Raw genomic sequence first — 14,645 nt, forward strand, 5'->3', positions numbered from 1 at the left:
TCCCCTTGGACCGGAATCATTATCCCTTCTCCGCTCTGAGCGTGGCGCCGTAGGCCTCGCCTCTACCCGCTGACGCGGGGGGATTTGGTGGGGCATTCGGTGGGGCATTCCTGCGAAGCCTTGGGATCGCGTCCCACAATGCCGGCGCGGCGACTCAAGGTGCGTCGTCAAATCCGCCTGCAAGTCCTTGCCGCGGAATCGCAATATCGCCTTGTCCGCCTTGTTTCGATCGATGGTGATATTGATTCACTATTTCAGATTAAATATTTGTAGAATAACGATTTTATGCGTTTCAGCGTGATGGGTTGCGTGACGGTCCGGCGGCACGCTGCGGGTCAGCCAGGCCCCCGTTGTCCGTCTCCAGGACGGTGAGGCCAGCCCGCCGCATAGCGCCTCTACCCACCGGCCGGTCGGCGCGCATCCCGACGGTTCTCGCACTTTCCGCAGTCGGCGAACGATCAACGTCGCCGCGCCGCCCAGGTTTCAATCCTTCCGCGAAACGGCCTCCAGGTCGCGCCGGGCTGTTCGCTGCCGCGCCCGTCCTCCTTCATCAAAAAAGTGACGCGTTTTTGAAGAGCTTCAGCGCCGCGGAGCGTTGGACGGCAAGCCTTCGTTAACCTTGAGGGAGTGTCATGGCTCTCCCGGGGACCATCACCGGAGCTTCCCGATTCCATTGACGACCATAAAATCCCATGCTATCCCAAATCATCCCGTCAGTCGCGGGATTCACAAGCTCTGACAAAGTACTTGGCGCCTCCTTCGGGGTCGGCGGCCGGCGGTCGTTCGGGGCTTGCGGGGTCAGCGTAGGTTCACCGGTATCGCCCGCGTGGACAGGCAAGGGGACGGCTAGGGGCGGTTGCCATGGATCGCTTTGTGTCCAACTTCACGAACCGGTTGGACGCGAAGGGTCGGGTCTCCATCCCGGCGTCATTCCGGGCCGTGCTCGTGAGGGATGGTTTCGAGGGGCTCTATGTGCATCCGGCGCTGGACACGCCGGCTCTGGACGCGGGGGGCAACGCTCTCTTGGCAGAGATCGACGGCTTGCTGTCGACGCTGTCTCCCTATTCGGAGGAGCGGGATCATCTCTCGACAGCACTTCTCGGGACGAGCGAGGTCCTGAAGGTGGATACGGAGGGGCGCGTCATCCTCACGGATACGCTGCGCGACCACGCCGGTATCGCCGACCATGTGACCTTTGTGGGGCATGGGCAGAAATTTCAGATGTGGAAGCCGGAGCTGTTCCGGACGCATCTCGAGGAGGCGCGGGTCAAGGTGCGGGAGCTCAAGCGCGCCCTTGGCGTCGCTACTCTTGGCAATGCGCCAAGAGTTCCGGGGTCTTCCGGAGCACGGGAATGACGACGGGTCGCGGTGGCGGCCAGGCTGGAAACGGCCCGGTCGATGCTGCTGGCGGACCGGCCCGTCACATTCCCGTGCTACTGGAAGAGGTCCTGGACGCGCTCGCCCCGCAACCGGGCGGGTCTTATCTCGACGGCACTTTTGGCGCGGGCGGCTATACCCGCGCGATCCTGCAGGCCGCCGACGGCGTACGTGTCGTCGCGCTCGACCGCGATCCCGATGCGATCCGCGACGGGCAGTCGCTCGTGCAGGCGGCGGAAGGGCGTCTCATCCTCATCGAAGGCCGCTTTGGCGATCTGGAGGAGCACGCGACGCAGGCGGGCTTGGTCCCGCTCGATGGCGTCGTGCTCGATATCGGCGTCTCATCCATGCAGGTCGACCAGGGCGAGCGGGGCTTTTCCTTTCGGCAGGATGGCCCGCTCGACATGCGCATGGAACAAGCGGGTCGGAGCGCCGCCGACATCGTCAACGAAGCCGACGAAGTCGAGATCGCCAATATCCTCTACTATTTCGGTGAGGAACGCCGCTCGCGCGCCATTGCCCGCGCCATTTTGGAAGCGCGGCGCCGGGCGCCGCTCCGCACGACCGGGGAACTCGCCGATCTCGTTGCCGGCATTGTGCGCGCCGAGCCGAACGGGCCGCATCCGGCCACGCGCTCGTTCCAGGCGCTGCGCATCGCCGTCAACGACGAACTGGGCGAACTGGTGCGCGCGCTCCACGCCGCCGAGCGGGTGTTGAAGCCCGGCGGCCGGCTTGTGGTCGTCACGTTCCATTCCCTGGAAGACCGCATCGTCAAGCAGTTCATGGCCCGGCGTTCGGCGCGTACGGCCGGCGTCTCGCGGCATCTGCCCGGCGAGGCGGTGGACGACGCGACCTTCACGCTGGTGACGCGCGGGCCGGTGACCGCATCAGAAAACGAACTGCGCGCCAATCCGCGCGCGCGGTCCGCCAAATTGCGCGCGGCTGAGCGCACGATGGCACCGACGCGCGCCGAGGACGAAGACGTGATGGCATTGGCGGCGCTGCCCGACGCGGGCCGTTCCGGACGGCCCCGGTCCAAAGCGGGGCGGCCAGGCTCCAGTCGGGGAAGGACGCGTCCATGATCCGTCTCATGCATCTCATCGCCATCGCCTTGCTCGTCGGCTCGGCAGGCTACGCCTATTCCATCAAGTATGAGACGATCTACTACGCCGAGCAGGTGGCCAAACTGAAGTCGCGCGTTCAGCGCGAGAAGGAGGCCATCGCCGTCATGCGGGCGGAATGGCAGTATTTCAACCGTCCGGATCGTTTGCAGGTCCTGGCCAAGCGGCATCTCGACCTGCAGCCGCTGACGGTCAAGCAGATCGCCAAATTGAGCGACGTGCCGGAGCGCCAAGCCAAAGTCGATGCCATTGGCCGCAAGCTTGAAGCACTTGGCCTCGGTGAGCCTACGGCGACGCCACAAACCGGTTCGACGTCAGCAGCCAGCACACCCTCTGCGGCGCGGTGAGAGTGAATATGTCCAACGTGCCATCGATCGACGCTCCCTATCCCTATCCCGGCCAACTCGGTCCCGATACCGGCGCGGACCATGGTGGCCGCCCGTCGCAGGTCGGCCGGGCGCGTCAGATCCTCCTCGCCATCCTCGCCTTCCTCAGCCGCTTCTTTCACATGCGGGCGGACAAGGGGGTGGCGCGTATCGGCCTCGTCGGCGTCTTCTTCTCGATACTATTCCTCCTCATCATCGGCAGGCTCGTGATGCTCGCGCTGGCGCCGGACGCCCAGAGCGAGTTCCATCGCGCGGCCACAGCCGCCATCATGGCCGCACGTCCGGACATCGTCGACCGCAACGGCGTCATTCTCGCGACTGACGTGAAGACGGCGTCGGTCTTCGCCGAGCCGCGCAATATCATCGACAAGGATGAGGCGACCGAGCTTCTCACCGCCGTCCTGCCGGATCTCAATGCGACCGATCTGCGCAACAGACTTGGCACCAAGCGCGGCTTCGTCTGGGTGAAGCGCGAGGTCTCGCCCAAGCAGCAAGCGGAAGTGCACCGTCTCGGCATCCCCGGGGTCGGCTTCATTCCCGAAAACAAGCGCGTCTATCCCAACGGGCCGATCGGCGCGCATATCCTCGGCTTTGCCAATGTCGATCACGAGGGCATCGCCGGGATCGAGAAATATCTCGACAGCCAGGGCCTGCAGGCCCTGTCCGGCCTCGGTTTCGCCCGCAGTGCCGACGACATGAAGCCAATCGCGTTGTCGCTCGATCTGCGCGCCACCCATGCCGTGCGCGACGAACTGGTGAAGGGCATGGCCTACTACCGGGCCAAGGCTGCCGCGGCCGCGATCCTCGACGTCAACACCGGCGAGATCATCTCGCTCGTGTCGCTGCCGGATTTTGATCCGAGCAATCCCGTCGATGCCCAGGACAAGGACCGCATCAACCGGATCAATGTCGGTGTCTACGAAATGGGATCGACCTTCAAGGCGCTGACGGTGGCCATGGCGCTCGACAGTGGCAAGGCGAACATCAACTCCTCCTATTCCACCGCCGGCGGCATGATGCGCTTCGGCCGCCAGGTCATTCGCGAATACCACGGCACCGGCCGCACGCTGACGGTGCCCGAGGTCTTCGTGCATTCATCGAATATGGGCTCGATCAAGATGGCGCTCTCGGTCGGCGTCGAAGGTCACAAGGCCTTCCTCCGCAAGATGGGTCAGCTCGATCGCCTGCGCACGGAACTCCCTGAAAGCGCCGAGCCCCTTGTTCCGTCCCGCTGGGGCGAGATCAATACCGCGACCATCGCTTTCGGCCATGGTCTGGCGGTCGCGCCTATCCAGGCGCTCGAGGCGGTCGGCGCACTGGTGAACGGCGGCTATTTCATCAAGCCGACCTTCCTGAAGCGCTCGGAGGCGGACGCCAAGGCCGATGCACCCCGGGTGATCAAGCCGGAGACGTCCGAGGCGATGCGCTACATCATGCGCCTCAACGCAGAGCGCGGCTCGGCACGCAAGACGGACGAGGCGTCCGGCGGCGCCTATTTCATCGGCGGCAAGACCGGCACGGCTGAGAAGGTGATCAACGGGCGATACGCCAAGAACAAGAACTTCACGACGTTCATGGCCATCGCGCCGGCCGACAAGCCGAAGTATATTTTCCTCACGATCTATGACGAGCCGCAGGCGACGCCGGAGAGCTATGGTTACACCACGGCCGCCTGGAATTCCGGCGTGACCACCGGCAAGATCATCGAGCGGGTTGCGCCTCTGCTCGGCTTGCCACCCCATACCGCGTCGCTTGCGACGGCCTTCCCGACCATGGCCCGTCAGGGCGCCTGGGGGATCCGATGAAGCAAGCCGGCGGCACCGCTGCGCCAGACAAGGGGAGGGAAGGGCCATGATTGCCCCCGTGTCAGAGGGCGCCAGAACCCTTGGCGATCTGATCCCCGGCCAGTTCGCGGAGAGTGAAGCCCGGCGCACCATCGCCGGGCTTACTGCCGATTCACGTGCGGTTCGGCCAGGTTTCCTCTTCGTCGCAGTCCCGGGCACGAAGGCCAACGGACTCGCTTTTGCCGGCGATGCCGTGGCGCGCGGTGCCGTCGCCGTCGTCGGGGAGGGCGATCGCCCGGCGGACCTGCCGGCGGAGGTCGCCTTCGCCCGGGTGGATAACGTTCGCCGCGTGCTGGCGCTTGCGGCGGCGCGCTTCTACCCGAGGCAGCCGGAGACGATCGTCGCGGTGACGGGTACGAGCGGCAAGAGCTCGGTCGCCGAATTCACCCGTCAGATCTTCGCCGCGCTGGGGCATCGGGCGGCGAGCCTCGGCACGATCGGCGTGGTGGCGCCGGGCGGCGCCGTCTACGGCTCGCTGACGACGCCCGATCCGGTCGCGCTCCATCAGACGCTCGACCAGCTCGCGCGCGATGGCGTCACCCATCTTGCCATGGAAGCCTCCTCCCACGGGCTCGACCAGCACCGTCTCGATGGCGTGCGCCTCACGGCCGGCGGCTTCACCAATCTCGGCCGCGACCATCTCGATTATCACCCGAGCGTCGCGGCTTATCTTCAGGCCAAGCTCCGGCTCTTCGCGGAGCTTCTGCCGGGTGACTCGACGGTCGTCGTCAATGCGGATGCGCCCGAATCGAAGGCCGTGGCCGATGCGGCCCGCGCACGGGGCCTGCGGCTGATCACTGTCGGGGAAGCCGGGGCGGATCTCAAACTCGCAGCGATCGATCAGCAAGGCTTCGACCAGATGCTGACGGTCCGCCACAGCGGCGGGGCTGACATGGTGCGCCTGCCGCTCGCCGGCGATTTCCAGGCCTCAAACGCCCTCGTGGCGGCTGGGCTCGCCATCGCGACGGGCGAGGAACCGCACCGGGTGCTCATGGCGCTCGAAGGGGTCATCGGCGTCAAAGGGCGGATGGAGCGGGTGGCGACCGTCAAGGGCGCGCTCGTCATCGTCGACTATGCGCATAAGCCGGATGCTCTCGCGCATGTCCTGTCGGCGCTGCGGCCCTATGCGACGGGCAAGCTCGCCGTGGTGTTCGGCGCAGGCGGCGATCGCGATCAGGGCAAGCGCCCGATCATGGGCCGCATCGCCGCCGCGCATGCGGATACGGTCATCGTCACCGACGACAATCCCCGCTCCGAAGATCCTGCGGCGATACGCGCCGCCATTCTTGCGGCGGCGCCGGGAGCTAACGAAATCGGTGATCGCAGGCAGGCGATCCGCACCGCCATTGCCGGGCTTGCGGCGGGCGATGTGTTGGTCATCGCCGGCAAAGGTCATGAAACCGGCCAGATCATCGGCACAAAGACATTGCCCTTCTCCGATCACGACGCCGTGACCGAAGCTATCGCCGCGCTGAGGCTGCCATGAGTGCGACCAAGAGTAATTCCGATCTCCTCTGGACTGGTCCGGACTTGATTGAAGCCATGGGCGCCCGCCTTGAAGGCGGGGCCTGCGGCGCCATCACCGGCGTCTCGATCGATACGCGCACGCTCGCTCCGGGCGACGTTTATTTCGCCATCCGCGGCGATGTGCACGATGGTCACGCCTTCGTCGGGGAAGCCTTCCGCCGGGGAGCGGCGGCGGCTGTCGTCGACGAGGCCCATGTCGACGAGATCCATGTCGACGAGATCCATGCCGGCGAACTCGCGGGCGCGGGTCCGTTGCTCGTGGTGCCGGACGTTCTGCGTGGCCTCGAGAATGCGGCGCGCGCGGCGCGTGCACGCGCGTCCGCCGATTGCGTCGCGGTGACCGGTTCGGTCGGCAAGACCAGCACCAAGGAGGCGCTGCGCCTCGCGCTCGGCTCCCAGGGCAAGGTCCATGCGTCGGCCGCGTCCTACAACAACCATTGGGGCGTGCCGCTGTCCCTGGCGCGTATGCCGGCGACCTGTGATTTCGGCGTCTTCGAGATCGGCATGAGCGCCCCTGGCGAGATCGTGCCGCTGACCGAGATGGTGCGGCCTGACGTCGCCATCGTGACGACGGTGGCCCCGGTGCATCTCGAGTTCTTCCCGTCGATCGCCGCCATTGCCGACGCCAAGGGCGAGGTGTTTCTCGGCCTTGAGCCGGGCGGCGTCGCGGTCATCAATCGCGATATCGGCGAATTCGCGCGGCTGAAGGCGCATGCCATGGCCTCGCCCGCCGGGCGGATCATCACCTTCGGCGAGCATGACGAGGCGGATGTCCGGGCACGGCGCATCATTTCTCAGGCCGATTGCACGGTGGTGGACGCCACGGTCTTCGGCGTGCCGGTCGCCTACCGCATCGGCAGCCCGGGCCGGCATATCGCCCTGAACAGCCTGGCGGTCCTGGCCACCGTCAAGGCGCTCGGCGGCGACCTGGCGCTGGCGGCGCTGGCCCTCTCGGACCTCGCCCCGCCGGTTGGCCGCGGCGAGCGGACACGTCTCAACGTCGCGGGCGGGGACGTGCTGCTCATCGACGAGAGCTACAACGCCAATCCGGCCTCCATGCGGGCGGCGATCGAGGCGCTGGGACAGTCCAATATCGGATTCAGGGGGCGCCGCATCGCGGTGCTGGCCGACATGCTGGAACTCGGCGCCGAGAGCGAGCGGCTGCACGAGGCCCTTGTCGAGACGCTTGAGGAGAATGCCGTCGATGTGGTCTTCGCGGCCGGCCCGGCCATGAAGAGCCTGTGGCATCGCCTGCCCATGACAATGAGGGGCTCCTATGCGTCGACGCCCGCGGATCTGGAGGCGACCGTCACGGCGGCGCTCCGTGCCGGCGACGTGGTCATGATCAAGGGCTCCAACGGAACACGTATTTCCCGGCTCGTCACCGCCTTGAAAGGGCGTTTTGCGGTTTCTCCGCCTATGGCGGTCAAGGTCTAGGGTCCTGACCCTAGGCCGGGTTCAATAGACTCAAGGAATAGTCGCGCATGTTCACCTGGCTCGCGGAGTTCTCCGGTACCTTCTCCGCCCTCAATGTCTTCCGCTACATCACCTTCCGCGCCGGTGGTGCGACGGCGACGGCCCTGTTCTTCGTGTTCATGTTCGGCCCGTGGCTGATCTCGCTGCTCAGGGTCAAGCAGGGCAAGGGGCAGCCGATCCGGGTGGATGGCCCGCAGTCGCATCTCGCCAAGCGCGGCACGCCGACGATGGGCGGCCTGATGATCCTCTCCGGCATCATCGTGTCGACACTGCTGTGGGGCAATCTCGCCAATGCCTATGTATGGATCGTGCTGTTCGTCACGGTCGGCTTCGGCGCCATCGGCTTCTACGACGACTATCTCAAGGTCACCAAGCAGTCCCACAAGGGCTTTTCCGGCCGCTCGCGCCTTGCCATCGAGGCCGCCATCGCGGGGCTTGCCTGCCTTGCCATCGTCTATGTCAGCAGGGGGGCGCTGCCGCCGGCGCGCGAATTCCTCGCGACATCGATCGCCATTCCTTTCTTCAAGGACCTCCTCATCGACATCGGCCTTCTGTTCGTGGTCTTCGGCGGCTTCGTCATCGTTGCCTCCGGCAATGCGGTGAACCTCACCGACGGGCTCGACGGCCTCGCCATCGTGCCGGTGATGATCGCCGCCGCGACCTTCGGCATGATCGCCTATCTCGTCGGCAACGCCATCTTCGCCAATTACCTGCAGATCAATTTCGTGCCCGGCACCGGCGAGCTCGCCATCATCTGCGGCGCCCTGATCGGCGCGGGCATCGGCTTCCTCTGGTTCAACGCGCCGCCGGCCCAGATCTTCATGGGCGACACCGGGTCGCTGGCGCTCGGCGGGCTCCTGGGCACCGTCGCGGTGGCGGTGAAGCACGAGATCGTGCTCGCCATCGTCGGCGGGCTCTTCGTGCTCGAGGCGCTCTCGGTCATCATCCAGGTGGCGTCCTTCAAGCTCACAGGCAAGCGCGTCTTCAAGATGGCGCCGATCCATCATCATTTCGAACAGCTCGGCTGGACGGAGCCGCAGGTGGTGATCCGCTTCTGGATCATCTCCGTGGTGCTCGCCCTGATCGGGCTGTCGTCGCTCAAGCTGCGGTGAGGGCGCGATGATGGGCGCGACCACATCGATCACCAGACCGTTCCACCTCTGCCCGGCGGGGACGCCAATCTCCCCACGCGCTGGCCTCGATCCCTCCCCTCAAGGGGAGGGTGGCGCCGCAGGCGCCGGGTGGGGATCTCTGTCCGGTAGTGACCTCGCCGGCGAGGGAGCGACCCCACCCGACCTCGCTGGACGCGAGGCCACCCTCCCCTTGAGGGGAGGGATCGCCGCCCATGTCGTCATGCGCGTCCGCGCGGCGCTGTTGAAGGCGGGGGAGCATCACGCATGATCCCCATCACCTCCTTCGCCGGCAAGCGTGTCGCGGTCTTCGGCCTCGGCGGGTCGGGCCTTGTCACGGCCGAGGCGCTGGTCGCCGGCGGTGCCGACGTGGTGGCCTGGGACGACGGCGAGGCCGGGCGTGCCAAGGCATCCGCGGCGGGCATCCACGTCGCGGATCTCCGCGCAGAGGACTGGAGCGGGATCGCCGCGCTCGTCCTGTCGCCCGGTGTGCCGCTGACCCATCCGGAGCCGCATTGGAGCGCGCAACTCGCGCGGGCGGCCGGCGTCGAGATCATCGGCGATATCGAGCTGTTCTGCCGCGAGCGCGCGAAGGTCGCGCCCGAGGCGCCGTTCGTCGCCATCACCGGCACCAACGGCAAGTCGACCACGACGGCGCTTATCGCCCATATCCTGAAAGCGGCCGGTCGCGACGTGCAGATGGGCGGCAATATCGGCCGGGCGATCCTCTCGCTCGATCCGCTGACGCCGGAGCGCGTCTATGTCATCGAATGCTCGTCGTTCCAGATCGACCTCGCGCCGTCTCTGGCGCCCACGGTCGGCGTGCTGCTCAACCTGACGCCGGACCATCTCGACCGGCACGGCACGATGGAGCATTACGCCGCCATCAAGGAGCGGCTGGTGGCGAGGGCTGCATGGGCTGTTGTAGGTGTCGATGACGAGTGGTGCGAAGCAATCGCTCTTCGCCGTGAAAAAGCTTATGAGGCATATGATTTCAGCGGAACAGATCGGATTTCCGCCAGTCACGCCGTTTCGCAGGGCATGTTCGCGCAAGGCACCGATATCGTATCGATAACCCCACGGGGCAGCACTAACATAATTGCTTCCTTAGATCATGTTCGTTCGCTGCGTGGTGCGCACAACGCGCAGAACGCTTGTGCCGCGATTGCTGCCATTCGTCGGTTGGGAATTTCGGCGCGGGTTCCTGCCGTACACATCCGAACTTTTCCGGGCCTTGCCCATCGCATGGAGGAGGTGGGGCGCATCGGCGCGACGCTCTTCATCAACGATTCCAAGGCGACCAACGCCGATTCCACGGAGAAGGCCTTGGCGGCCTTCCCCGGCGGCATCCACTGGATCGTCGGCGGCAAGCCGAAGGAGGGCGGCATCGCCTCGCTCGCTTCGTATTTTCCGCGCATCGCCCATGCCTATCTCATCGGCGTGTCGAGCGATGATTTCGCCGCGACGCTCGACGGAAAGGTGCCTTACACGCGCTGCGAAACGCTCGAGAACGCGCTGACCGCCGCCACCGAGAACGCGGCGCGATCTGCGGATCCGCAGCCCGTCGTGCTGCTCTCCCCGGCCTGCGCCTCCTACGACCAGTTTCCGAATTTCGAGGCGCGGGGCGATCGTTTCCGCGACCTCGTTCTCGCCCTGCCGGGCCTCATCCCGGCGACCAGCAACAAGGGACATTGAGCCATGGCGTCACGCGCTGAACGCACCCTCGTCGGCGAATGGTGGTGGACCGTCGATCGCGCGATCCTGGTCGCGATCGCCGTGCTGATGGTCGCCGGGCTTGTGTTTCTGATGGGCGGCGGCCCGCCCGTCGCCGAGCGGCTCGGCTTGTCGACCTTCCATTTCGTCAGCCGGCAAATCGTCTATCTCGCCCCGGCCGTCGCCCTGATGGTCGCGGTGTCGTTCCTCCCGCCGCGCTATGTCAGGCGCGCGGCGCTCCTCGTCTATCTCGGCGGCCTCGCCATGATGATCGCGGCGCTCTATATCGGGCCTGAGGTCAAGGGGTCGCGCCGCTGGTTGACGCTCGCGGGCATCACGCTGCAGCCGTCGGAATTCGTGAAGCCGGCCTTCGTGGTGCTGACAGCCTGGCTGTTCGCCGAGGGAAGCCGGCGCCGCGACGTGCCGGGCACGTTCCTTGCCATGCTGATCCTGCCCGTGACGATCGTGCCGCTGATCCTGCAGCCGGATATCGGCCAGACCATGTTGATCTCCATCGTCTGGGGCTGCCTGTTCTTTACCGCGGGCCTCCACATCTTCTGGGTCGCGGGCATCGGCGGCATCGGTCTCTTCGGTTTGTTCGTCGCCTATGAGCTGATCCCCCATGTCCGCGATCGCATCTCACGCTTCATGGACAAGGAGGCCGGCGATACCTTCCAGGTCGACACCGCGCTCGAGGCCTTCGCCCAGGGCGGCTGGCTCGGCAAGGGGCCGGGCGAGGGCACGGTGAAGCGCATCCTGCCGGATGCCCATACCGACTTCATCTTCGCCGTGACGGCCGAGGAATTCGGCATCCTCGTCTGTATCGCGCTGGTCTGCCTGTTCGGCTTCATCGTGCTGCGGGGGCTCTATCTCGCCCAGCGCAACGAGGAGCCGTTCTGCCGCCTCGCCGTGACGGGGCTCGTCACGCTGTTCGGCATCCAGGCCTCGATCAACATGATGGTGAACGTCCACCTCATCCCCGCCAAAGGGATGACGCTGCCGTTCATCTCCTACGGCGGCTCCTCGCTGCTGTCGCTGGCTCTCGGGATGGGTTTCCTCATCGCCTTGACGCGCAAGCGCCCGCGCGCGGAAATTCTCGACCGCATCACGCCGACCCGCCAGCCGGTCAAACGCTCCTATGGCAGCAGGACCGCACAGGATGTCTGAAACGTCGATGGCACCCGCCCGCTCCCGCCCCTTCGTGCTGCTTGCAGCCGGCGGGACGGGTGGCCATCTGTTCCCCGCCCAGGCGCTCGCCAGCGTGCTGCAATCCCGCGGCATCCGGGTGGAGCTTGCAACCGATGAGCGGGCGGCGGCCTATGCCGGCGATTTCCCGGCGGAGGCCGTCCATGTCATTCCCTCGGCGACGCCGTCGCGCCGCTCGATCCCGGTAGCGATCAAGGCAGCCCTGACGCTCGCCCGCGGCATCTGGAAGGCGAGGGCGCTGGCCCGCCAGATCCGGCCGGACGTGGTCGTCGGCTTCGGCGGCTACCCCTCCGTGCCGCCCCTGCTGGGCGCTTCCTTTGCCGGCATCCCGACGATCATCCACGAGCAGAATGCCGTGCTCGGTCGCGCCAACCGCTTCCTCGCGCCGCGCGCGACGGCGATCGCTACGGGCTTCGCCACCGTCGGCGGACTGACGGACGGGTTGAAGGGTAAGGCGACGCAGACCGGCAACCCGATCCGGCCGGCCGTTCTTGAGGCGGCGCGGAAGCCTTTCGTCCCCGTCGCCGAGGACGGCGTGCTCCACCTTCTCGTGACGGGCGGCAGCCAGGGCGCGCGGGTGATGAGCGATATCGTGCCGGCGGCGATCGAGAGATTGACGGCGGCGGACCGCGGGCGGCTGTCCATCGTCCAGCAGGCCCGCGCGGAAGACGTCGCGCGTGTCGCCGAGACCTATCGGACGCTCGGCATCCAGGCCGACATCGCGCCTTTCTTCAAGGACCTGCCGGCCCGCATCGCCGATGCCCATCTCGTGATCGGCCGCGCCGGTGCCTCCACCGTTGCCGAGCTCGCCATCATCGGCCGCCCGTCCATCCTCGTGCCCTTGCCGGGTGCGCTTGATCAGGACCAGGCGGCCAATGCCGCGACGCTTGGCAAACTTGGCGCCGCAACGGTCATTCTGCAGGATGCCTTCACCCCGGAGCGCCTCGCTCATGAGATTTCACAGCGCCTAGTTGCACCCGGACTCTTGACCCAGGCGGCCGAAGCGGCGAAGAGCGCCGGTATCCCTGATTCGGCCCAACGACTCGCCGACCTCGTCGTCCGCGTTGGCCATATCGATTCCGCACCGGAGATCCGCCCATGAAGCTCCCGCATGAGCTTGGCCCTATCCATTTCATCGGTATCGGCGGCATCGGCATGTCTGGTATCGCGGAGGTTCTTCTCAACCTCGGCTATACCGTTCAGGGCTCGGATGCGGGCGACAACGCCAATGTGAAACGCCTGCGTGACAAGGGCGCGAAGACGTTCCTCGGCCACGCGGCAGAGAACCTCGGCGATGCTGAGGTCGTGGTGGTGTCGACCGCCATCCAGCGCGACAACCCGGAACTCGTGGTCGCCCGCGAGAGGCGTCTCCCGGTCGTGCGGCGCGCGGAGATGCTGGCGGAGCTGATGCGGCTCAAGACCTGCGTGGCGATCGCCGGCACCCACGGCAAGACGACCACGACCTCGATCGTCGCGACGCTGCTCGATGCCGGGAATTTCGACCCGACGGTCATCAACGGCGGCATCATCAATGCCTATGGCACCAATGCCCGGCTCGGTGCCGGCGACTGGATGGTGGTCGAGGCGGATGAATCCGACGGCACGTTCCTCAAGCTGCCGGCCGATATCGCCATCGTCACCAATATCGACGCCGAGCATCTCGACCACTTCAAGACTTTCGACGCCGTGAAGGGCGCGTTCCGCTCCTTCGTCGACAATATCCCGTTCTATGGCTTTGCCGTGATGTGTATCGACCATCCGGTCGTCCAGGATCTTGTCGGCCATATCGAGGATCGCCGGATCATCACCTATGGCGAGAACCCGCAAGCCGACGTACGTCTGGTGGTCGACGACCTCACCGGCGGCAAGAGCCAGTTCATCGTCATCATTCGCGACCGCAAGACCGGCGCGAAGGTCGTCATCGACGACCTCGTCATGCCGATGCCCGGCCATCACAATGCGCTCAATGCGACGGCGGCGATCGCGGTGGCCTATGAGCTTGGCATGCAGCCGGACACCATCCGCAAGGCGCTCGCCTCCTTCGGCGGGGTCAAGCGGCGCTTCACACGCACCGGCGAATGGAACGGCGTCACCATTTTCGACGACTACGGCCACCATCCCGTGGAGATCGCCGCCGTGTTGAAGGCGGCGCGGGCCTCCACCAAGGGGCAGGTCATCGCGGTGATGCAGCCGCATCGCTACAGCCGGCTCTCATCGCTGTTCGACAGCTTCTGCACCTGCTTCAACGACGCCGACGCCGTGATCGTCGCGCCGGTCTATGCCGCGGGCGAGCAGCCGATCCCCGGCGCTGACCGCGACAGCCTGGTGGCCGGCATGAAGGCGCGCGGCCATCGCAACGTGCTGGCGCTCGCCGAGCCCGCGGCGCTCGCCGGAATGGTGCGCGACGTCGCCAAGCCGGGCGACTACGTGGTCTGTCTCGGCGCCGGCACGATCACGGCCTGGGCCTATGCGCTGCCGGGTGAACTCGCGGCGGGGGATGCTGCGTGACGCCGATTGGCCCCCACCCCTTACCCCTCCCCGCAAGGGGGAGGGGCGCGTCGGACGTTGCGGCTTTTCCGGAAAGGCCGGCTCTGATCCCTCCCCTCCAGGGGAGGGTGGATCCGCGCGTAGCGCGGAGCCGGGTGGGGTTGGTGAAGCGCACGCCCTGCGTCGCCGCGAGCCGCGTATACCTCTCCCCGGCGGGGAGAGGTCGCTCGCGCAGCGAGCGGGTGAGGGGGATTGTCTCCCGGCGGTTCGATGCGATGCCCTCACCCTGTCCCTCTCCCCGCCGGGGAGAGGGAACGCAACCGTCAATGAAGCTGTCATGGGGCCTCGCCCTGTTGCGGAAGGCGGGGGAGAGAAGGG

12 protein-coding genes are annotated in these 14,645 nt (G+C 66.4%); all 12 read left to right on the plus strand.

Annotated features, from left to right (window positions below; translation table 11 throughout):
• The first annotated feature begins 861 nt into the window (after positions 1-861).
• Genes mraZ through murC form a run of 12 tightly spaced genes read left to right on the plus strand, consistent with a single transcriptional unit; the run spans position 862 to position 14,288 of the window.
• Positions 862-1,356 carry a division/cell wall cluster transcriptional repressor MraZ gene (mraZ, locus tag C7450_RS21885; protein ID WP_110376574.1) on the plus strand — a complete coding sequence of 165 codons (495 nt, stop codon included), beginning with the start codon at positions 862-864 and terminating at the stop codon, positions 1,354-1,356.
• Complete coding sequence (gene rsmH / locus C7450_RS21890) at positions 1,353-2,459, plus strand: 16S rRNA (cytosine(1402)-N(4))-methyltransferase RsmH (protein WP_110376575.1); 1,107 nt, start codon at positions 1,353-1,355, stop codon at positions 2,457-2,459. Before mraZ ends, rsmH begins: the two co-directional genes overlap by 4 nt.
• On the plus strand, positions 2,456-2,845 hold the full coding sequence (ftsL, locus tag C7450_RS21895) for a cell division protein FtsL (RefSeq protein WP_110376576.1): 390 nt from the start codon (positions 2,456-2,458) through the stop codon (positions 2,843-2,845). The genes rsmH and ftsL overlap by 4 nt, the downstream gene beginning before the upstream one ends.
• A gap of 8 nt (positions 2,846-2,853) precedes the next feature.
• Positions 2,854-4,689 (plus strand): peptidoglycan D,D-transpeptidase FtsI family protein, encoded by a 1,836-nt coding sequence (locus tag C7450_RS21900; RefSeq protein WP_110376577.1) that lies wholly within the window; start codon positions 2,854-2,856, stop codon positions 4,687-4,689.
• A 46-nt stretch (positions 4,690-4,735) separates the two neighbouring features.
• A complete protein-coding gene (locus tag C7450_RS21905) occupies positions 4,736-6,214 on the plus strand; it encodes a UDP-N-acetylmuramoyl-L-alanyl-D-glutamate--2,6-diaminopimelate ligase (RefSeq protein WP_110376578.1) in 1,479 nt (492 codons plus the stop codon).
• Positions 6,211-7,692, plus strand: a complete 1,482-nt coding sequence (locus C7450_RS21910) for a UDP-N-acetylmuramoylalanyl-D-glutamyl-2,6-diaminopimelate--D-alanyl-D-alanine ligase (RefSeq protein ID WP_110376579.1) — start codon at positions 6,211-6,213, stop codon at positions 7,690-7,692. The genes C7450_RS21905 and C7450_RS21910 overlap by 4 nt, the downstream gene beginning before the upstream one ends.
• Before the next feature lie 47 nt (positions 7,693-7,739).
• The gene (gene mraY, locus C7450_RS21915) at positions 7,740-8,843 is read left to right on the plus strand and encodes a phospho-N-acetylmuramoyl-pentapeptide-transferase (protein WP_110376580.1); all 1,104 of its coding nucleotides are present in this window, start codon (positions 7,740-7,742) and stop codon (positions 8,841-8,843) included.
• Positions 8,844-8,850: 7 nt separating this feature from the next.
• Complete coding sequence (locus tag C7450_RS21920) at positions 8,851-9,132, plus strand: hypothetical protein (protein ID WP_110376581.1); 282 nt, start codon at positions 8,851-8,853, stop codon at positions 9,130-9,132.
• On the plus strand, positions 9,129-10,556 hold the full coding sequence (gene murD / locus C7450_RS21925; RefSeq protein ID WP_110376582.1) for a UDP-N-acetylmuramoyl-L-alanine--D-glutamate ligase: 1,428 nt from the start codon (positions 9,129-9,131) through the stop codon (positions 10,554-10,556). The genes C7450_RS21920 and murD overlap by 4 nt, the downstream gene beginning before the upstream one ends.
• Before the next feature lie 3 nt (positions 10,557-10,559).
• Complete coding sequence (locus C7450_RS21930) at positions 10,560-11,741, plus strand: FtsW/RodA/SpoVE family cell cycle protein (RefSeq protein WP_110376583.1); 1,182 nt, start codon at positions 10,560-10,562, stop codon at positions 11,739-11,741.
• Positions 11,734-12,882: an undecaprenyldiphospho-muramoylpentapeptide beta-N-acetylglucosaminyltransferase gene (gene murG, locus C7450_RS21935; protein WP_245450042.1), complete on the plus strand. Its 1,149-nt coding sequence runs from the start codon at positions 11,734-11,736 to the stop codon at positions 12,880-12,882. Before C7450_RS21930 ends, murG begins: the two co-directional genes overlap by 8 nt.
• Positions 12,879-14,288, plus strand: coding sequence for a UDP-N-acetylmuramate--L-alanine ligase (gene murC, locus C7450_RS21940; RefSeq protein ID WP_110376585.1), 1,410 nt, complete (start codon positions 12,879-12,881; stop codon positions 14,286-14,288). The genes murG and murC overlap by 4 nt, the downstream gene beginning before the upstream one ends.
• Positions 14,289-14,645 lie beyond the last annotated feature (357 nt).

Origin of the sequence: Chelatococcus asaccharovorans (genome assembly GCF_003201475.1) — a bacterium.
GTDB classification, from domain to species: Bacteria; Pseudomonadota; Alphaproteobacteria; order Rhizobiales; family Beijerinckiaceae; genus Chelatococcus; species Chelatococcus asaccharovorans.